The sequence below is a fragment of the Clostridium sp. UBA871 genome (assembly GCF_002295255.1).
Classification (GTDB): Bacteria; Bacillota; Clostridia; order Clostridiales; family Clostridiaceae; genus Clostridium_J; species Clostridium_J sulfidigenes.
The window spans coordinates 418,184-440,571 of record NZ_DBFV01000003.1 but is presented as its reverse complement, the minus strand read 5'-3'; the positions used below and the strand labels follow the sequence as shown (position 1 = coordinate 440,571).

At 30.6% G+C, this 22,388-nt stretch carries 20 protein-coding genes; all 20 read right to left on the bottom strand.

The window, feature by feature from the left end:
* Positions 1-18: 18 nt before the first annotated feature.
* Positions 19-612, bottom strand: coding sequence for a GNAT family protein (locus B3086_RS03675; RefSeq protein WP_346879611.1), 594 nt, complete (start codon positions 610-612; stop codon positions 19-21).
* A gap of 81 nt (positions 613-693) precedes the next feature.
* Positions 694-1,167, bottom strand: coding sequence for a GNAT family N-acetyltransferase (locus tag B3086_RS03670; RefSeq protein WP_346847457.1), 474 nt, complete (start codon positions 1,165-1,167; stop codon positions 694-696).
* 11 nt (positions 1,168-1,178) lie between these two features.
* Positions 1,179-2,006 (bottom strand): DUF2785 domain-containing protein, encoded by an 828-nt coding sequence (locus tag B3086_RS03665; RefSeq protein ID WP_346847458.1) that lies wholly within the window; start codon positions 2,004-2,006, stop codon positions 1,179-1,181.
* A 48-nt stretch (positions 2,007-2,054) separates the two neighbouring features.
* A complete protein-coding gene (locus tag B3086_RS03660; RefSeq protein WP_414632268.1) occupies positions 2,055-2,606 on the bottom strand; it encodes a GNAT family N-acetyltransferase in 552 nt (183 codons plus the stop codon).
* A gap of 32 nt (positions 2,607-2,638) precedes the next feature.
* The gene (locus B3086_RS03655) at positions 2,639-3,829 is read right to left on the bottom strand and encodes a hypothetical protein (protein WP_346879613.1); all 1,191 of its coding nucleotides are present in this window, start codon (positions 3,827-3,829) and stop codon (positions 2,639-2,641) included.
* 104 nt (positions 3,830-3,933) lie between these two features.
* The gene (locus B3086_RS03650; protein ID WP_346879614.1) at positions 3,934-4,056 is read right to left on the bottom strand and encodes a hypothetical protein; all 123 of its coding nucleotides are present in this window, start codon (positions 4,054-4,056) and stop codon (positions 3,934-3,936) included.
* Between the two features lie 311 nt (positions 4,057-4,367).
* The gene (locus tag B3086_RS03645; RefSeq protein ID WP_346878256.1) at positions 4,368-4,502 is read right to left on the bottom strand and encodes a hypothetical protein; all 135 of its coding nucleotides are present in this window, start codon (positions 4,500-4,502) and stop codon (positions 4,368-4,370) included.
* Positions 4,503-4,556: 54 nt separating this feature from the next.
* The gene (locus B3086_RS03640; protein WP_346847462.1) at positions 4,557-5,417 is read right to left on the bottom strand and encodes a GNAT family N-acetyltransferase; all 861 of its coding nucleotides are present in this window, start codon (positions 5,415-5,417) and stop codon (positions 4,557-4,559) included.
* 74 nt (positions 5,418-5,491) lie between these two features.
* A complete protein-coding gene (locus tag B3086_RS03635; protein WP_346847463.1) occupies positions 5,492-6,334 on the bottom strand; it encodes an MBL fold metallo-hydrolase in 843 nt (280 codons plus the stop codon).
* 341 nt (positions 6,335-6,675) lie between these two features.
* Positions 6,676-7,227, bottom strand: coding sequence for a Type 1 glutamine amidotransferase-like domain-containing protein (locus tag B3086_RS03630; protein ID WP_346879615.1), 552 nt, complete (start codon positions 7,225-7,227; stop codon positions 6,676-6,678).
* Between the two features lie 151 nt (positions 7,228-7,378).
* Entirely contained in the window at positions 7,379-7,915 is a 537-nt protein-coding gene (locus tag B3086_RS03625; RefSeq protein ID WP_346879616.1) for a GNAT family protein, read from the bottom strand.
* Positions 7,916-7,935: 20 nt separating this feature from the next.
* Positions 7,936-8,709, bottom strand: coding sequence for a GNAT family N-acetyltransferase (locus tag B3086_RS03620; protein WP_346892788.1), 774 nt, complete (start codon positions 8,707-8,709; stop codon positions 7,936-7,938).
* A gap of 46 nt (positions 8,710-8,755) precedes the next feature.
* A complete protein-coding gene (locus B3086_RS03615) occupies positions 8,756-9,187 on the bottom strand; it encodes a GNAT family N-acetyltransferase (RefSeq protein WP_346847467.1) in 432 nt (143 codons plus the stop codon).
* A gap of 166 nt (positions 9,188-9,353) precedes the next feature.
* Positions 9,354-9,830 carry an ASCH domain-containing protein gene (locus tag B3086_RS03610; protein WP_346847468.1) on the bottom strand — a complete coding sequence of 159 codons (477 nt, stop codon included), beginning with the start codon at positions 9,828-9,830 and terminating at the stop codon, positions 9,354-9,356.
* Between the two features lie 702 nt (positions 9,831-10,532).
* The gene (locus tag B3086_RS03605; RefSeq protein ID WP_346847469.1) at positions 10,533-12,320 is read right to left on the bottom strand and encodes an ABC transporter ATP-binding protein; all 1,788 of its coding nucleotides are present in this window, start codon (positions 12,318-12,320) and stop codon (positions 10,533-10,535) included.
* Between the two features lie 20 nt (positions 12,321-12,340).
* The gene (locus B3086_RS03600) at positions 12,341-14,086 is read right to left on the bottom strand and encodes an ABC transporter ATP-binding protein (protein ID WP_346847470.1); all 1,746 of its coding nucleotides are present in this window, start codon (positions 14,084-14,086) and stop codon (positions 12,341-12,343) included.
* Between the two features lie 392 nt (positions 14,087-14,478).
* Entirely contained in the window at positions 14,479-14,637 is a 159-nt protein-coding gene (locus B3086_RS03595; RefSeq protein WP_346847471.1) for a hypothetical protein, read from the bottom strand.
* A 261-nt stretch (positions 14,638-14,898) separates the two neighbouring features.
* Entirely contained in the window at positions 14,899-15,405 is a 507-nt protein-coding gene (locus B3086_RS03590) for a GNAT family N-acetyltransferase (RefSeq protein WP_346847472.1), read from the bottom strand.
* 97 nt (positions 15,406-15,502) lie between these two features.
* The gene (locus tag B3086_RS03585) at positions 15,503-15,916 is read right to left on the bottom strand and encodes a hypothetical protein (protein WP_150845722.1); all 414 of its coding nucleotides are present in this window, start codon (positions 15,914-15,916) and stop codon (positions 15,503-15,505) included.
* 154 nt (positions 15,917-16,070) lie between these two features.
* Positions 16,071-22,217, bottom strand: coding sequence for a S8 family serine peptidase (locus tag B3086_RS03580; RefSeq protein WP_346892786.1), 6,147 nt, complete (start codon positions 22,215-22,217; stop codon positions 16,071-16,073).
* Positions 22,218-22,388: the final 171 nt, after the last annotated feature.

Sequence of the window (22,388 nt, the reverse complement as noted above, 5' to 3'; positions counted from 1 at the left end):
TCCATAAGAACTTTATCATCATACTTTATAATCTTTCTTTAATATGGCTAATATAACATCATCCACAAACTCACCTTTCATAATGGTTCTTTCTCTAAAAATCCCCTCTTGAACAAAGTTTGCTTTTTTTAGAGCTTTTACAGAAGCTTCATTACCAAGGGTTACAGTAGCTTCTATTCTATTAAAGTTCATTACTTCAAATCCGAATTTCACCAAAACCCTTATAACTTCAGTTGCATATCCTTTATTCCATTCATCACGATTAAATCCATATCCAATCTCGCTTCTTATTGAAGCATCATCAAAGCTCCCTAAATTACAATATCCAATGATTTTATTATCATTCTTTCTTGCTACACCCCATGTAATCTCTTCTTTATTTTTAAATTCATTTTTGTAATGATTTATTATGGATAGTGCATCATCTTTAGTATTAATGGGTGTAAACCAATCATATTTAACAACTTCAGGATCACTATAAATCTTAAATATCTCTTCTACATCTTCTGGATTTACCTCTCTAAATATTAATCTATCAGATTCTAATTCTGGAAATACCTCAAAGCACGACTTGTCAATTTTCACTTCATGCATAATATTATGACTTGTCACTTAGTATCACTCCTCTTTTTCAAATTAGGCAAGTTTGAACTATCTTATAATTTTAAAATTACTTCTAGTAAATAATCAATCTTATATTTTACATATCTTTTCATAACTAACAAGTGTCATTCTTTCATTTATCGGTATTAGATCACCAACTTTTTTATATCCTAATTTTTCGTATAGATGACAGTTGCCCTTTTCCTGAAATATTGTATCCAAACCCCACTTCTGTACTTTAGGATAATAACTTTCTATTTGTTTCAATGCTTCTTGTGCAATTCCCCTATTTTGGTATTCTGGAAGAACACATAAAGCTGATATCTTATAAGTCATTTCCTCTAATTCTGTTACTCTAACCCAGCCAACATTAACGTCGTTCAGCTTAAAAATATAAGCTGTAGTATTGGCTCTATCCATCTTTTCTTTAACCATATCAATACTTTCCATTGCAGGGTTTACATCATAATCATGATATTTGTCAAGCAATTGTTTAAATGACCTTTTCTGTATATCATGGACAACATCTGCAATATCGCTTGAAATCTGCATCACCTTTAGCATTTCTACTCCCCTTATTTAAATCTACTTATTTCATTCAATACTTCTCTAGCTGTATTTGCAATTTTCTCATATTTAGGTATGTCAATTAGTCTAAAGTACAGGCTTTTCAAGAACATATTTACATTAAATGCAATGACTAAATCTTCTGGATACTTTCCTACCTTTTCTATTTTATTAAAACTTTTTATCCATTCTTCTATTTCTTCTATTGGTATTATTTCTCTTTCCAATATAGATTTAACAGCTGTAATCATACGTTCATCTTCAAAATGAATATATCCATAATAATTTATATTTAACTTTTTATAAAATGCATCTAGTATGTTTTTTAATCTCTCATATCCAATTTCTTCACACTTAGCAAATTCATCAAGAGCATCAGCACCATGGGCAGCTCCATGAGCCCAACCTTTAACTTCTATATATCCTCTAACATCCTTATCTTCATTATAAAATTTCAAAAGAGTATCAAAGGCCTTTTCCATATCACTTTTAGATAAGAACTTATCACTTCTATGTCTATAGATGCATGCTGCAACTATTTCACTTGAAAAGGTTCTACCGAAAACCGAATCATCAATGTTACCTAAACCCTTAAGAATATGATTTTCATCTAAAGCTATCCACAATAGCTCATTAACCTGCTTTTCTGATAGCTGATTTCCATCTATCCACGTAAATAAATTGGAAAGTATAAGATCATCACGCAATTCACTATCAATATCCCCTATATTATCCATCATTTTCAAAGATAACTCATATGGATTTACCCCTTCTGGTACTTTATAATCATTTTCCTTTATACTCTTTAACAATTCTTTTAATTCTTGCTTTTCCAACTTATATTTCTCCCCTTTAACCTTTTATTAAATCCCCGTAATACGCCTTTATTCTATATATAAATCCATAAGAATTTCATCATCATAAATTCCATCTATGTTAAAGAAGTTTCTATGAACTCCCACTTTTTCAAATCCAAGCTTCTCATAAAGATGTTGAGCTTTTTTATTGCTAGCTTTAACACCTAAACTTATAGTTTTTATAGTTTCATGATTCTTAGCAAAGTCTATTAATACTTTCATAACTGTAGTGCCAATTCCCATGCTCCAGCATTCCTTTTTTACTGAAATAGCTAATTCACTATTATGGGCTATTCTTTTTCTATTCGGAGCACTAACTTGAGAAACACTAACTATTTGATTATCTATAATACCTAGGAGCATAAGAGCATTATTATTTTCATTTATATTTTTAATATGCTCTCTTTCCTGCTCCAGAGTAAGTCTAAACTCATTTTTACCGAAAAGAAGGTTGTCACTTTCTCCACCAACTATATTTAGATACTCAATCATAGCCTCTGAATCCTCTTCAGTTGGTTTTCTTAATATAAGCACCTTGCGATTTTCTAATTTTACTAGCTTTAATATGTCATCCTTCATATTCATCACTTCTTTCTATAAACCTATTTTTATTAATCATATACCATCATGCTCTTTAAGTATCTTCCTTCTTTCTTACTCTCATATGGTTTAGCTACAATTCCTTCTTTTATTAAATCCTCATTGGCACGTCCAAATATTTGATGCCAAAGTTCATTTCCTACTTCCTTTATACTCACTTTATGCTTAATTGCCGTTAAACCCTTGGAATATTTCTCTATGCTACTTAACGTATTTTTTACTGTTTCAAGGATCTCTATAAGAATAATTTCACCTATTTCGGTGACTATTTTCATATCTCTTTCTTGAAATATAGGTACATTACAATATAATTTATTATCCGTTTCATCTATGTTTATGTAGTCCATCTCTTTAAGAAAAATTGCTAACTCTTTATCTTCATTTGACAACTCATTATAATTAATTGCTTCACTAAAAATTCCCCACATTAGTTGGCCACATTTTTCCGCAGTGTTTTTATTAACCTTATCTATAATTTTTATATATGGTAGATTTAAATCTTGGAAAGGAGTTGAATTTCTAATACTCTGTTGTGTCATTCTAAAAAATCTATACATATCTTTACGTACTCCATTAGAATCTCCAAAACTATTAAAGATAAACTTATTACTTCCATAATTATTACTACTGCATAAAGGTTTATTGCTATAACTATCAACAATATAGCTGTCTTCATATCCAATTATCATATAATTCCTATTACCTGGCTGAAGCTTAGAGCTAGTAAATACATTTCTTTCTTCAAAAAAATCAAAGGCAATTCCATCAAAAATCATGTCGCAAATTATATGATATAGTAATCTTTCTTCATCAAAAATCTTATAACTTGATAAATTTTGAAGCTTCTCAACTACTAAAGGTTTTATCTTAATAATTCTATCTACTATTTGCTCTTCCACATTCTTTAGATATACATCCATGATTTCAATATCACTCTGTAAAAATATAGGGAAGTTTATTTTAAATTTTTCTTTATTTTCTTCTATTGCATTTATTCTTTTCAAATTACTTATAATACTATTTAACCTATGATTATCAATATCTATAAATTTACTTATATCCTCCTGTGTTAATGAAAATGCCTCATTTTCTGCAATGATATATAATATTTCTGATGCAAAATTTTCATCACACACATATGCAGGGTTATATTTATCATAAACTTGTATATCACCAAAATAATATAAGTTTAATCTTTTCATATTATTCCTCTTTTCTTTTACGCCTTTAATAAATCCTTATTTTTTACTTTTTAGCATATTGTAAAAGCTATTTCCTTCTCTTGTGATTATTACTATTTAAAAACTTAACTTTTTAAATATCTTAAAACTTCTTTTTCTATAAGATTAAAATCCATAGCTGCTATATCTTCCACGGTATATCTCTTACTTAACTCACCTATCAGCTTAGATCCTAAGAAATACCCCACATCACTGATACCTAAAACTTTGAACCAATCACCATAAAAGTCTCTAGTTCCTTTTTCTTTGTCCTTTAAAGCTTCTACATATTTTAATTTAAGTTCTTTTTCTAACTCTTCACAGTCAATGCTCCACTGCTCTCCCCTAGAATCAAAACTACTCTCTCCTAATACTTGTTGAAAATATTGGGCAAAGCCTTCCTCATATATATTCCAGATTCCTTCATTATACTTACTCTGCTCTACCTGCTTTGGTAATTTTGATTCACCTCTTATTTGAAAGTGAACTACATGACAAAGTTCGTGACAAACTAAAGCATCTATTTTCTCCCCATCTCTGGAAAATTACTATTGTAAAACTTCTCCCATAACTCCATCTTTTCCTTAGGCTCTTTATTTAAGTTTTCTTCCATAAATCCCTTATAATCCTTAAAAGTATCTATAATGTTTATCATCATAAGTCACCTAGCTTTCTAAAAATTCTAAAAATTACTCTCTCTCTTTAATCCCTACTGAACAATTCTATAATCAAAATTATCTTCAATAATTTTATATCCTATCTTAGTGTAAACTCCGTTAGATACAGGATTGCGTTTATCTACAAAGAGGCTGCAGAACTCATTTCCTCTTTCTAAATATAATTTACTTAGGTTATAAACTACAGCAACTCCATAGCCCATGCCCCTCTTTCTAGCATCTGAGTAAACTAAACTAACAGAAATTCCTTTCTTTAATTGTTTTGTAAATGCTGCCATAGAAACTGGCACATGATTTTCATCTTCGAAAATATATATAGCTCCATTTCTAATTCTAGTAACTAGCTTTTCTATAAAGGTTTCTACAACCATGTCCTCATTTAAAGCTTCTTTTCCAAATTTAATATGCCAATCTATTACTAAATCTAAATCCTGCTCTGTAGCTTCTCGAAAATACCCTTTAGGCAATGTAACAGAATTTAATTTTCTCAACTCCATAATATCCATGGCTAAGCGTTCCTTGAATTGACACTTTGTTTTACCTTCATAATATTCAATAAATTTATCACAAACTTTTTTATTTGCATTAATACCTACTATATTAATTTTACTTTCTATCAAATAATCAACTAATGCTTTAATAGCATTATCATCTTTTTCTTTTAAATTGTTTATTTGCAAATTATATGGACTCACATTACAGAAAACAAGGGATACTCCTGACTCATCTTCTACACGCCCAAATAAAACATCACTATCAGTATCTTTTTCTCTATTTACATATGCATTAAATAATATTAATTGGTTTACTGATTCCTTCTCAAGAAGTATCTCTTCATTAATATTTAAAAAATCCTTAACCTTATCATATATAACCACCTTCATAATTTTCATAGTATGAGACTTAACTCATACTAAATACACCCCCTTTTTCTATATAAATGATTTGTACTCTTATTGAATAAGTTTTATAATTTTATTACCATTCCATCGTAAGCAAAGCTAATATCTTCATAATGATTTTGTAACTCTAAATAATCATCATAGGATTTTCCCCAATCTTCCTCAAGATGTGTCATTATAACCTTTTTAATATTATATTTATTCTTTAAGTCCACTATCTCATCCATTACAAATAATTCTTCTCTTAAAGGATTGTCCTCTTCTAACTTAAAGTCACCCTTTAAGACATCACCAATAACTGTATTACCTATAATCATTACATCAGCATCCTTAAAGATTCCATTCACTGGGAAAGGTTTTACATCACAAGGAGCATATATAAGCTTCTTTTCTCCTTCTTCAAAAACAAATACTGTAGCAGATTCAGCCTTAATTAGAGTTATTTTTATTTCTCCTATTTGTATTGAATCATTAACCACATGTCTTTTTATTAAATTTCTTATTTTTTCATAGTAGTCAAAATATGAGCCATGCTTTGAGCGTATGGAATTTAAATCCTCCATTACATGATCCATAGCTATAACTTCTATGGGATTTTCACATTCTATTCCTTGGGAAATATTTAGCCAATTTAGTCGAAGCTGTTCAAATACCCTCATACCAAGGGTATGATCTGGATCCATATGACTATATAAAACTCTATCTATTTCCTTAATTTCTCCATAATTTAAGCTTTGAGAAATATCCTCTGGGGTATCTATAAGTAGCTTAGCTTCTTCTAGATATATGCTACATCCAAATCTTGCATAAGGATTTCCCTTCTTTCTAGCCTCCATACATACTCTACAACAGCAAAGTGGCTTTGGTAGTGTAACACATCCTCCACTACCTATTATTTTAAAATTCATAGTAATCCCTCCTGTTTTCTCTCTAGTTATAATTAGATTTTTTATTATATATGTTTTAATAAAGTCTCTACATTAAATTTACTTGCAATCTTAGATCACATTAGGGAATATTAATGAGTTTTATTTATTGAAACTTATATATCACGTATTTTTAAACTCCTTTACTATCTTCAACTTTATCATATACAACTACCTTCATACCTTTATAGCAAGAGCTATTAACTCTAAGTAAAATTCACTTCTTTTATTTTTAGACTATTTTCTGTGTATAACTTTGTTAATAATTCGTGATATATGAAAGTTGCGTATTAACTTATATTCAATTAATAAATTGTAATATGTCAAACTCGAATTACTTGTCCCTTATCTATCAAGAATACTTCACCTATGTATAAGGTGTTATCCTCTGCACATATGATAGCACCGTCATCACATATACCATACAATGGATATTTTTCTGAAAGTAAAAGCAACTCCTCGGTTATATTATTTTTATCTAAATGAGGTTCAACTGAAAATTCAACTAATCCGAGTGCTTCATATATTTTCAGTTCATCATGTTCGCAAGTTAATGTACACACTGCCGTTTTCGTCATATTTATCGAACCAGCACTCATTCCGATAATTACACCTTTTTGTTCTCTAATACATGGTATCAGTCCATAAGATTCCAAATAAGCAAACTGTGTTGGTGTATCGCCACCTGCGAGCCATAAAACATCGGCATTTCTAACTATATCTTGTGCAGTTTCTTTTGACATTCTGCCATCTATAACCTTTACGCTACTAAAAGTTATTCCACAATCAGAAAACATCTTTAAAAAGTGATTACAATACCAATCCGTTTTGTCATATATGTTTTCAAATTCAGAAGCCACAAAAACAAAGTTCATACCCGTATTTATATATGACTTCAATAGTCTGTTAAAATCATCAGGGAATCCATTAGAAAATCCGCTTGTTAGTATTTTAACCATCATACATCCTCCTTTTCATATTCCTTAATTTCGTTGTTTCTTATTACAATCCTTATAGCACAATAGATTACGATTGCGACTTTCTCATCCATAATACTTTGACTTTCTCTCCTGCAATCTCGCCATCATATTCACTAAATACTTTAAAGCCTGATTTCTCATAAGTTTTTATGGCTCTTTCATTAAATTCAGCTACTCCCAACCTTACATAATCACCTTTATATTGATGATGTTCTACTGCAAAATTGACACAAGCAGAAACAAACTCTTTTCCTAAACTTATTCCTGTTAAATTAGGTTCTAACCCAAAACCAACCCACATTTCATAATTTATATCAGGATTATCTTTCACGGTGTCTATATCAACATAACCATCATCATCTGAATCTTCTTCAACTTCTCTAAAAAAATTTATAGTTAATTCCCCTACTAAAATTTCTTTTTCATTTAAAACTGCAAATTTACTGAAACCCCAATTTTTCTTTTCCAATAAATCTTCTGCCTCATTACAATAATCATATATGGAATATTCATTTTCATATTTCCATTCATTAATCATTGTTTTTGCATAATTATCATTCATAGGTACAAACTTAAACTTCATAGTCAAACTTCTTCTTAAATTTATCTTATATAATTAACATAATAAGTATCATATGGTTCTTTTAATACATATCCAAGCTTCTGAGCTAACTTAACGGACTCAAGATTAGCAGCATCCCAACTAGGATACTTCCCCTTGCTAATACAGTCTAAAATTAATGCAGCAGCTGCTATAGTTGCTAACCCTTTCCTTCTATATTCTGGAAGTGTATCAAATTCAATTTCGATTCCTTCATCGTAAACACTATAAGATGACGCTGCCGATACAATCTTTTCATTATGCAAAATACAGAATCCAATGCCTATATTGATATAATCATCTATGGATTTAAACTGACTTGTAAAATCTTCTGATAACTCTTGTAGTGATGGATTTTTTGCTAAAGATTTATCTATTTTTTTTAACTCATATCCTTCAGGTAATGTTGATAGAAATGTATTTAAATGATCAACATCTAAATTCTTAATATCCCTTTTAAATCTATATCGTTGAAACTTTTCCATACGTCCCTTATGAATAATTTCTATACGTTTTTTCCACTCTTCAGTATCCACGATAACTAAAATATTCTCAGGCAAATTATATAATAGTTCTTCTGCTTCCTTACTGTTATGGTTTCCTGCATAAAATGCAAAAACCCCTACTATAACCTGTACAACTGTTGGTTTTTCAATGTCATCAGCCCAAGCTTTTCCCATATGTCCTTGAAGGCATGAAAGAATAAGTGTACAATCTATATTTTTAAGAACAGAACATAAATTTTTTCTTAAATTACTATCTACTTCATAGATCATTAAAATTTTCTCCTCATTTCAATTCAAATATTTCCCTTAACTTCATTTATAATTTCTTAGTTAAAAAATACTCCTTATGTCCTTTAGGGCTATCCTCTAAAATTCCAAAAACCTTATATCCATTCTTCATATAAAAGTCTGGTCCTTGAAAATCGAAGGTATCTAGATGTGCTATATGACATCCCTGACTCCTTGCTGCATCCTCTGCCTCTTTCAAAAGTATTGAACCATACCCTCTATTGCGATAATCATCTTTAACCCACAATGTGTCAATATAGAAGATGTGCCAAAACACAGAGTAAGCTAATATGCCTCCCATAACTTCACCCTTTTCATTCTTAATACAACGATTTATCTTAATGTATGGCTCCTCTTGTTCAAATGGTTTAGACAGTTTGTTATGTTCCATAAGCATTTCATCAATATAATCTATTTCTTCCTCATTAGGTATTTCTATTTTGATATTGTCTTTATTCATAATTTATCTTTAGTGAGAGATTATATTGTAAGTACCAATCCCTCACTAAATCTATCCTCCTTTCATTTTATACACTTTTATGTGTCTAATAAGTTGTTAATTCGATTTATAAGAACGTTATATCTCAACAATAACATTACATATTAGGTTTATTTTTATATAATATCTATACTTGATATACTACTTCAAAATCTTCAAAAACCACTAGCATATCATCACTGAATTCATACCCTAGCTGTTTTCCATCTTCCTTGAAGAAATGAGCATGTCCCTCAACCCAAGATTCCAATGTATCATCCTCACCCTCACGCTTACAAATGTCATAAGTAATATCTGAAAATGGAATAATTGTTATCTCAGTAGTTTCAATAACACATCGTGGTACACCTTCCCAATCAGTGACAATACTTAAATCACCAACCTGAGGTATACGCTCGCCTTCAATTTCATACCTCAATAAACTACTTGCTGTAGCCCTCTTTTGCCCAATTAATACTAAACGCAACAGTTCATTGGCCCATTTTTCAGTTAATTCAAAATGGAATACCTCTAAACACTTTGTTGTTTCATTTCTGTTCGTTTCCCTCAAAAATGTTTTCCAGAACATATCAATTTTTTCTTGTGAATATTTTTCATTTTCCATTACCGCTACCTCCCTCTAGTTTTATACTAGATTTTTTGTATATAGTTGTTTTATCCTATCATCTTTAGCCTTTATTTTATCTTTATGTATATCAACTATATTCCTATTCCATAAGGTCTAATTCCTTTTTTAAAATAGGATAAAACTTAATATCAGTAACGTAGTTAGGGCAATTATAAAAAAATAACCATAACTATCTGAACATTAATAATTACTCAATCTCACTTCCTAATTTAAGAATTTAATTGTTCTATTTTAGGTATCTGAAAATAAATAATAAGTCAAAGATGGAAAGTATATTTTGAGTTAGACAAGGAAACAGGTTCCGCAGATAGTAGCACTATCTAAGGGTTCTGTTGACGCAGTATAACACAAAATAGACGAGCATTCTGACTTATTTATTTTTTGAAGATGCCTTAATACTATTTCCCATATAGAAAAAATGCTGAAACCCGCATGAACAGAACAACTAGTTATCTAGTTATATATTTAAATAGTTATATATGAAACTATTTAAATATACAAATAGTTTCATATGAAGCTATATAACTATTTACATAGCTCATAGGTAAAATTTAATTTAAAATCATGCATTGAATCAGCTATAAATTTTATTTTCTTATATTATTTACAAGGACACTCCTTTTCACTTTGTTCAAATGAGTAAGTTCCCAGATCTAAATCGTAGATTTAGATGGTCACTTATGCTCCTTCATTTAAGAAGCTGTACTGAGCCATGTATAAGTTATAGTAGAATCCTTTAAGTTTTAATAATTCTTCATGGGTTCCACTCTCTACAATTTCACCATCATCTACTACCATAATTTTGTCACAGTCTCTTATGGTTGAAAGTCTGTGGGCAATTACAAAGGAAGTTCTTCCATGAAGTAATTTATTTATACCTTTTTGAACTAATATTTCTGTTGCAGTATCTATATTAGATGTTGCTTCATCAAGGATAAGAATTCTTGGATTTGCAAGTAATGCTCTTGCAAAGGATATAAGTTGTCTTTGTCCTACTGAAAGTCTTGAACCTCTTTCGTTAACTTCTGTGTCATATCCTTTTTCTAATTTCATAATAAAATCATGGGCATTAACTGCCTTTGCTGCTGCTATGATTTCTTCATCAGTAGCATCTAATTTTCCATATCTTATATTCTCCTTAATAGAAGTCGAGAATAAGAATGTATCTTGAAGCATTATTCCCATTTGGCTTCTTAATGAATAAAGATTGACCTTAGAAACATCCTTACCATCAATTAAAACATCCCCTTCAGTAGTATCGTAAAATCTACTGATTAAACTAGTTATAGTAGTCTTTCCTGCCCCTGTTGGTCCAACTAAGGCGATATTTTCACCTGGTCTTATTTTAAAGTTTACATTGTGAAGTACCTGAACGTCTTTCTCATATTCAAAGGAAACATTTTTAAACTCTACTGCTCCCTTAATAGTTGGCATATCTTCACTTCCCTCCATCTCATCAATGGTTGGTACTACATCCATAATTTCAAATATTCTCTCTGCTGCTGCAAAGTTAGTAACTAATGTATTGTAGTAAGAAGCTATATTTATGATTGGTCTCCAGAACATACTTGTATATGATATAAAAGCTATTATGGTTCCAATGGAAACTTCTCCACGTCTAGTTAAGGTTGCTCCATACCAAAACACTATGATGGAACTTATTCCAAAGGACATATCTATAAAAGACCAAAGCCAGTCATTATATTTAACTGCTGATAAAAATCCATCTCTAACCTCACCTACAGCTTTTTCAAATTTCTTAGTAGTTTCTCCTTCAAAGGTGAAGTTTTGAATAATCTTTATCCCTGAAAAAGATTCATGGGTAAAGCCATTTAAATTAGAACGTTTTTGTCTAAATACCTGCCATTTAGCTCTAGCTTTTACCATCATTGTAGATACTACAACTGCAAGTACCGGTAAAATTATTATAGAAACTATAGCCAATTTTGCATTCATTACAAAAAGTATTACTCCTATAGCTATAAGATTTAGTGCCTGTGGTATAACTGTAGTAACAGATTTTGAAAACAGCTCTGAAAGAGAGTTTACGTCTCCAACAACTCTCGCTAAAATCTTTCCTACTGGTCTATCGTCAAAAAAGGAAAATGAGAGTTTTTGTATATGAATATAAAGCTCTTGCCTTATAGTATGCAGTATACTGTGAGTGGTTTTATTCATTTGATAGGTAGATAATTTACTAGCATACATACCTATAACATTTATTCCTACTAACCCTAGACTTATAACTATAAGTCCTACTACATCTTTTACTTCAATATAATTATCTATAGCAATTTTTAAAAGCATAGGGCTTAAAAGCCCTGTACCCATTACTATAAGCATAAGAAAAAGTACTAAAGATACTTTTAACTTATAGGGTTTTACATATTTCACTAATCTTAATAGTATATCCCGACCCTTTAAACTATTAATTTTTTCGTCTTGATTAACTGAATTTTTAGCCATTCTAGCACCTTCTTTCTCTCTTAAAAGTTAGCCACATCTTCATCTGACAACTCTAAGAAATCTTTAAATTGAGTTTGATATATCTCAAAATACTTACCTTTTTTATTTAAGAGTTCTTGATGATTTCCTCTCTCTACTATCTTTCCATCCTCCATATATAAAATCATATCTGCATTTTTTACAGCTGATATTCTATGGGCAATGATAAAGGTAGTCTTCTTCGCGTCTCCATGATATAAATTTTTAAGCAATTGATACTCGGTTTCCATATCTAAAGCAGAAGTTGAATCATCTAAAATTAAAATTTTGCTATCTCTTATCAAAGCTCTAGCTATACATAATCTTTGCTTTTGACCTCCTGAGAGTCCAAGACCTCTCTCACCGATTAATGTGTCATATCCATCCTTAAGTCCATCTACAAATTCCTTTGCACATGCAAGCTCTACAGCCTTTTCTAGTTCTTCTTTAGTAGCATTGTTCTTACCATATTTAAGGTTATTCTCAATGGTATCAGAGAATAGAAAAGAATCTTGTGGAACTATAGAAATACTATCTCTTAAAGATTTTAGGTTTAAATCCTTAAGATTTATACCATCTAAAGTTATTTCTCCTTCTGTAGCATCATAGTTTCTTCCTAAGAGTGCCATTAATGTTGATTTTCCTGAACCTGTAGTACCCATAATAGCTACTGTAGATCCAGCTTTAATATTAAGATTTATATTATCTAATACATTCTTTTCTCCATAGGTAAAAGATACATTTTTAAGTGATAATTCACCTTCTATATTCTGTGGAACAATTCCCTCTTTAGAATTTTCAATAGTAGTGCTTACCTCTAAAATGTTGTTTATCTTTCCTGCTGAAGCCTTAGTTCTAGAGAATAGATTCATAAGCCATCCAAATTCTCTCATTGGCCATATAAGCATCCATAGATAACTAGTGAATGCCACCAATTGACCTACAGTAATCTTATTGTAGATTACTAAAATACCACCTACACAGGTTACAAGAACTACAGAAAGATTCCCTAAGAACTCCTCTAATGGGAAGAATTTAATCCATATCTTTGTATGTTCCATTTGTAAATCAAAGTTTTTAGAATTGTATTTTAAGAATTTAAGAATTTCATGTTTTTCTCTTCCAAAAGCTTTAACTAGCTTAACTCCAGCAATATTTTCTTGTGCTGTAGTATTTAGCTCTGCAATGTGGTCACTTATTCTGTCATATACATCATCAATCTTCTTTTCAGATTTTATGGTGATATATGCTATTATTGGCATAGTAGAAAGAGCTACTAAGGTAAGTGTTGGACTTATCCTTAATAATAGAACTGAAGCTATACCAAAATAGGCTATATTTTCTATTAAAAGCCTAAACCCAAAGCCCATAATGTCCATTATATTATCTGCATCTTCCCCTACCCTTGACATTAATTCACCGGTGTTTACTTTGTCAAAGTAAGAGAAGGACAGTCCTTCAATATGCTTGAATAAAGTTTCCTTTACTTCCTTAGAAATAGTTATTCCTAAATAATCAAATAAGTACTCCTTTAGATATCCAAAGAAAAACTTTATTAATGATATACATCCTATAATAAACAATATTTTATTTATAATTTCATAGTTTTTACCACGAAGTACATCATCTATAAATATTTCAGTTACATAGGGAATTGTTAAATCTGCTGAAATTACCAGAATCATTGAAACTATACCAAATATAGCTACCCCTAAATGATTTTTTACATAGCTCAAGATTTTTTTCACTTGAATCCCTCCTTCAATGTGGTTATTATTATTAACCTCTTATGTTTTAATGTGTAAAATTAGTATCTGCAAACCACCTCTTAGTCATAATACTTCCTCCCTTTTGTCATATAATCCCCAATCATGTTAAACTCTGCTGTCTATAAATTTGCTATAGATATAAATAAAAATAAAAAAGTCATAGTCCTATACCTCTTGGTATATAGGACTATGACTTAAATCATCTATAGCGTGAATAATACTAAGGAATTAATCCTTAAATATTAAAATTCATTTTAGGCTTATGTATATCTTACTTATCTTAGTATAAATAATTGTATTAAAAGCCTTATAAATATATAAAAAGTCCCGGGTTACCCTAGGACTTTTCTCACAAAATAGTTTGTTAAAAATCAATCTTTTAAACCTATATTCTGAGGCAGGGTAATATTCCAAATATTAAATTGTAAAATGTGATTATATGCACTATTAATATTGCCAGCGCCAACATTGACTCTAGCATTAACTCTATTTCTATTCATTTCACTGATTACTAATAAATTGTTTAACATTTTCCTACCTCCTTTTTTAAAATTTATTTTCTAGTTTTATTTAGTTTTACTAATTTTTACTACCCTTTTATTATATACAATTAGTATAAATAATGTCAATGACTTTTTCTAAATTTTTTGAATTTATTAAATATATTTTCTATTATATAAATTTCATAAAAAATAGCGACTATAAAATAGTCGCTAAAAAATAAAAATATTTACTATATAAATCATATAATATATTAAAATTTTACCTATTATTTTAAATACAGCTATGAATTAAAATTCTGCTGCCAAATTAGTTAATGCTTTATCACATACTCTATATACAGTCCATTCATCCATTGGTATTGCACCAAGCTGCTTATAGAATTTTATTGACGGTTCATTCCAATCAATACACCACCATTCAAATCTACCACAATCTCTCTCTACAGCTAATTTAGCTAAGAATGAAAGAAGTGCTTTTCCCATTCCTTTTCCTCTCATTTCAGGTCTCACATATAAATCTTCTAAATATAAACCTGGTTTACCTGTGAAGGTTGAGAAGTTGTGGAAAAATAATGCAAAACTTACTGGTATACCTTCATACTCACCAATTACTACTTGAGCTGCCTTTCTAACAAATAATGATTCCATTAAAATTTCTTCAGTAGCAACTACTTCATTTAAAAGCTTTTCATAATCAGCTAATTCCTTTATAAATTTTAGAATTAAAGGTATGTCCTTCTCTTCAGCAAATCTTAAAGTATAATTTTCTACTTTAGTTTTTATTGTACCTTCCATGTTAAAAATCCCCCTATAATACATCTTTGTATTTTGAAAGTTAATAAACCTTCTATAATTATATTAACCCTTTACATATGAGTTTGTAAATATGCTTTTATTTATACTTAGATAAGTCCCATTTGCTTGTAGTAGGTCTTTCCCTTATTTCTTTTGAAATATTCTTTGTTAATAACACAAAGAATACAAAGGATATTCCTGAAATTAAAAAATATTTCTTAACATATTTTTTATCTTCTTCAATAGTTGATTTAACAAAATTTACATCTAATTCTTCATATTCCTCTTTTTCATTATTAACCATGTACTCTAAAGTATCCTCTGCCTCTATTATTTTTATACCAATAAGTGCTCCATTTCCAGCAAACCATACCATTATACAAATAAGTATTGCAATACATCCATTTTTTAGTCCACTTTCAGATAATCTGTAGTTAATAAGTATATTTTTTACCATATAAATTACCGCTATGAAAACTAACAATATATTTAGTCCTACTATTATATACATGATATCCTCCTTAACATTTTAATACAATTATACCATATATATAATAATATGAATGTTAAATCATATTAAAAGACTGAAATAGTTAATTTATCTATTTCAGTCTTTTGGTTTTATATTATAATTATATCTTCTTTTGTTTATTAGTTAATTTTAATTATTTTTTTCTTTTTAAAACTAGTGATCCAATTGCAACGGTAATTATACCTCCTAATGCCATTACACCACTTCCAATCATACCACCTGTTTGTGGTATCTTACCTGTTGGTTTGCTTGGAGTCCCTGGATTACTCGGTTTTCCTGTACTTGGATTACTTGGTTTTTCTGGTTTTTCTGGATTCTCTGGTTTTTCTGGATTTCCCGGATTTTCTGGTTTTTCTGGTTTCTCTGTCATTTTATATTTTACTATCTCACTTATATTGCCAACTTCATCTATTGCTCTTGCATATATTGTTGCTTTTACATCAACTTTTACTGGTTCTTTATAGATAGTCCATGTTTTATTGTCTAAGCTATATTCCATTTTTGCTGTATCTTTATCTGCTGCAGTTAATGTTACTAAACCATCCTTCTCAGTTATAACTGGAGACTTAGGTGCTGTTCTATCTGGAACTGTATACTGTGCTAGTTCACTTATATTACCATATCCATCTACAGCTCTTACATATATTGTTACTTTTTCATCAACTTTTACTGGTTCAGTGTAAATAGTCCAGTTTTTGTTATCTAAGCTATATTCCATTTTTGCTGTATCTTTGTCTGCTGCTTTTATTGTTACTACACCAGATTTTTCAGTTATAATCGGAGACTTAGGTGATGTTACATCTGGAGATATATAGGATACTATCGCACTTATATTACCACTTTCATCAACAGCTCTAACATATATAGTCTCTTGTTCTTTTAATGCTACTGGTTCTGTATAGGTATCCCAGTTTTTATTGTCTAAGCTATATTCCATCTTCACTGTATCCTCATCTACTGCTGTTAATGTTACTAAGCCATCCTTATCAGTAATAACAGGAGCTTTCGGCGCTGTTATATCAGGTATTGTGTAAGTTATTACACCACTAATATTACCAGCTTCATCTATAGCTCTTACATATATTGTTGATTTTTCCGGTACCTGTACTGGTTCACTATATTCTTCCCATTCCTTACCATCTAAGCTATATTGTATAACTTTAGTGTCTTCATCTGCTGGTGTTAATGTTACCAAGCCTTTTTCTTCTTTTATTTTTGGAACTCCTGGTGCTGTCCTATCTGGTACTGTATACTGTGCTACTTCACTTATATTTCCAGCTTTATCTATAGCTCTTACATATATTGTTGCTTTTTCATCAACTTTTACTGGTTCTGTATAGACAGTCCAGGTTTTATTATCTAAACTATATTCCATTTTTGTTGTATCTTCATCTGCTGCTGTTAATGTTACTAACCCATTCTCTTCAACTATAGTTGGAGTTTTTGGAGGAGTAATGTCTATTTCTTCAACACTAGTCTTACCATCCTTTACTGTTACAAGGAACATCTTATTTACACCATCTGCTAAAACTTCTACTTTGTATGGCTCAGTTTTATCTACTAGATATAAATAAATATTTTCGTCTTCTTCATGTCCTTTTGTTATATTCCAATCTACACCATCAACCTTAACATTTGTTACATTAGGTGCTGAAATTGTTGCTATATAAGGAGTTAAGTCATTTATTCCTTTTAATGTGCACTCTTCTCCACCTTCACCTTTACCTATTGCTTGTCCTTTATCTGTTGCTGTAGCTTTTATTGTACCCTTTAATATGGTTATATCTTGTTTCTTACCACTATAACCACTACCTATAGCTGCACCATAACTACTTGAAGTTGCAGTAATGGTACCACCTTCAATATTTATAGTTCCAGCTTCACTTTTAGAGCCTCCACCTATGGCAGCACCTCTACTTGTAGTTGTAGCATTTACTATACCACCTGAAATATTTATTGATATTTTACCTTTAGCTGAAACACCTGAACCTATGGCTGCTCCAGCAGTTAAGGTACTCTTGCTATTTGATTCAGCGCTTAAACTACCACCTGAAACTAATATATTGTAATCTGTCTTACCCATACTACAATCACCTATAGTCGCGCCATTACTACAGTTAATTGCTTTAATTTCACCACCAGTAACTTTAATTGTTCCAGGTAATTTATCAATATTTTCAGCTCCTGATCCACTACCTATAGTTGCTGATCCATTATAGCTCTTAACATCTGCAATAGCTGTTACCTTACCACCACTTATATTTATATTAGTAGCAATACCGCCATATCCACCGCCTATGGCTGCACCTGCTCCATAGGTAGTAGCATTAATAACACCATCACTTATATTTATTGTACCAGAATCCATAATTTCCTCTGAACTTCCGCCACCAATACATGCTCCATAATTATTTTTTGATGCTATTACGTTTAATGTACCCTTACCTAATATTTCAAGCTCTGTACCATAAGCTGCACTTATAATAGCTCTATCTGAGTACTCAGATACACTTGTAAGGGTATTATCACCTTTTAATGTTAAAGTATTCTTAGCTCCTTTAAATTCAATTGCATTTTTAAAGAATGAAGTTACTTTTATATTGAAATTATTTATTACAAGGTCTACATTTCCCTCACAGCTTATGTCTACTCCAGAATATGGATTCATATTTGTATTTGTATTATTTCCAACAATAGATACTGATTTTGCTGTATCTTTTATTACAACTGTTTTATCTAATAAATCTACTGGAAGTTTATAATTACCATCATTATAAATTATATATGGCGCTTTTAATTCAGTAGTGAGTTCATCTTTATCTACAACTTTTAATGTAGTAGAATCTGTTTTTCCATTTACTGTAGAAACTGTAATTGTGGTTTCACCTTTAGTCAGAGCCTTAACATAACCGGTTTCACTTATTGTTGCAACATCTTCATTAGAAGAGGACCATGTTAAAGTCTTATCCTTTGAATTATAAGGATTTACTTTAGCACTCATTTGAAATTCTGAGCCTTCTGCCAATTCAAGATTTCTATCCTTCAAGGTTACACTTTCAGGGGCAATATCTCCCTCAGATAATGCAATAGAATCAGTTTCTAGGAAATTCATAGCATAATCCACGGCTACGACTTTTACTGATTCCATATTTAAGTCACCTATCTTAAATATTTGGTCATATTCACTTCCTGTTTTATCTTTATCTAACACAATAATTTCTGTTAAAGGATCTCCTTTTTCATCTACTAATTGCATACCTTGTAAGTAATGATTATCTTTTAAAGTTATAGTTAGATATTTTACTCCATCAATTGTTTGAATTTTTGTATTTATCAATTCTGGTTCTTGTGTGTCAATTGTAACTGGGAATTTAATCTCTTGTAAATCCTTTTCATCCCCCCCTATTGGTATTCCACTTATTTTATAAGTATAAACTCCATCCTCAAGAGGCTTATTTCCCTTACTATTCATACTATCCCAACCAGCACCATCTACTGCATAGGTAATGCTACCACTATTTCCATCATAGAAGGATTTAGTTTCTTTTCCAGCCTTATTTTTATAAACTTCATTGCCTTTGCTATCAGTTACTGTGTAACTTACTTCTTCTGCATTTCTCAATAATCCAACTACTGCATTTACAGAATAAGAGCCGTTAATATTTGGTCCTATAGCAATCTTATTTTCATCAGCTATTACAGGTTTATCCTTCCCATTGAAAAGATTTACCCCTAGGTAACTTCCTTTCCAAGTAGTTCTATTGAAATATCCAAGAGTAGTTTCATACATAGCTGCTGTTTCATCATCGTATAAATCGTTATCAAATATTGGTATAGCTTGCCAATCTCCATAGAAACCTACAAATGGAAAATTCAAATTAATCTTATCCGTATTTTCAGATATAAGTGTAACAAAACCATCAATGAAAGTTCCATTATTACAGACTTTTAAATCTTTCTTTGCACTATCAGTAAGTTTTAAAGAAATACTTATAGATTCTGTTTTTCCTCCATCTACTGTTATAATATTTCCCTCTATTCCTTCTAATGTAACACTTACCTTAGATGCATCTAATTCTTCAGAAGCTTGTGCAAAGAATTTGCCTTCATCTGTAGCCAATATTTTTTCTGTTAAAACTGTAGTATCTACAGTATACTTAACTGGCAAATCTGATGTGTTCTTTACACTAAATTTGAAAGAATATTCACCTGATGTACTATCACCCAATTCAGCCTTTGGTTTTCCATCACTTCCAATTAAGTATGCTGATGTTTTTACAGCACTATAAATATTAGCAACTCCAGAACCTTGTTTACGTGGTGAATATGCAACGCCATCTGGATCAGTTGCAGGAATTGCTGTACTCATCAACAATTGTGTTGCTAATAATTCTTTCTCCTTCATTGTTAAAGAAGGAAACTTTTCATTTATATATTGTCTCACTAAGCTAGAAGCACCAGCCATATGAGGGGTAGCCATTGATGTACCACTCATTGAACCATAAACTCCTCCTGGTAATGTAGAGTATATGTCTCCTCCCGGAGCTGTTATTTCTGGTTTTAATTTCAAATCTGGACTTACACCCCAAGATGAAAAGTCAGACATTTGACCTTTGGAAGTTGAATCAAAGGCTTCCTTGTATGATTTTGATATAGAAATGTTTTTTTCTGACTTATTAACGAGGATTTCACCATGTTCCTTTGAAATAAAAATAGCTGGTATTTTACCATCAGTCTTCATATTTAATAGGTTTCCTGGAGCATTGTCATAAACAATAATTCCTGATGCTCCTGCAGTAACAGCATTAGTCTCTTTCTCTGTAAAAGTTATGGTTCCACGTTTTACTAGAACTATTTTACCCTTTACATCAATATTTTTAAAATCATCTACTGTGCCAATACCTTGAATAACTACATATTCTACTGATTCACCTTCAAGAGAATTAAATTCTTTACTAGTTCCCTCATTTGCATCTGTATATCTTATTTTTGTTTCATCTGCTAATATATATGCTCCAATTATTTTTCTATTATTAATACTTGCAACTGATGTGGCAGCATTATAGGTTGATGGAGATCCCACCATAGAATTATCTGGATTAGATACTAATGGAAGATCTATTCCTAAATTAGAATTATAACTTGAGCTATAGTCATTTCCTGCTGCACACATTAAATTTATTCCTGCTTCTGCTACTCTATCATAGGTTTTATTAATTACCTCTTCAGCTTCTGCTGTAAATCCAGCCCCTGAACCAAGACTCATATTAATTGCATCTGCACCTAATGCTACTGCATCGTTTAATGCTGCTAAAATATCACTATCTCTTGCCCCACTAGACTTATCACTAAATACTTTCATAATCATAAGTTGTGCATCTGGAGCAACTCCAGTTAAATTTTCACCATTAGCCCCTACTGTTCCAGCTACATGAGTACCATGACTTTGGAAATCCTTTACATCATTATCTTTATCTGCATAATCATAGGCAAAAGGAATCTTCTCACTCTTATATATCTTACCCTTTGCATTTGTATATTTAGAATTCATAAGATCAGTAATTTCAGTTTCTGTGTACTTTATGTCTTCTGGACTATTTTTAAACGCTTCGTGATTAACATCTAGTCCAGTGTCTAACACTGCAACAACCATATTTTTACCTGTATATCCTGCTTTATTAGCCTCATTAGAACTAATAATTTCACTACTATTTTTCATAGTTGGTTCATGCCCAACTTCTGGTTCTGGTAAATAGTGAATTGTTGAAACAAATGCATTTTTTACTCCTTTAACTGCCTTAATGGTATCTAAATCACCGTATTTAGCAGTTAAGGAAAATCCATTCATTACCACAGTGTATTCTTGTTCCACAACTATAGGAACTTCTTTCAAAATTCTTTTCGTTACAACTTCTTGTTCTTTCAATAATTTGTTATTAATTCCTTGAGATTTTGCTGACGTGATAAAAGATGATACATTATCAGATGTCTTCTCTGCTGAATAATATTCAATTAAGGGCTTGTCCTCTAATTCAACAATAATAGTTACCTCATCATCAGATTTATATAGTGGATAAAATTCACTGCTTGACTGAGAATCTGTTATAGCACTTAATATTGTTTTTTCCCCTCTAGTAATTGAATGCGCTCTACTGACATCAATATGCAATTCATTATTATCCGCATATGCTACAAATCCATTTGTAGTAAATACAGAAGTGGTCATTACGATAATAGTAAAAATTCCTGCCATGATACGCCTTAACCTATCACTTTTCATACATATCCCCCCTATACATTTTTCAATGTAAAATTTTGCACTTACAAGAATATTTTAACATTATATTCGTTTATTTCAAGAGGATTATTTCTTTGTATTTCTCACTTTTACTACATAAAAAAATATTTATATCGTATGCGATTTATATTTTGGGATTTTTAAACATATACG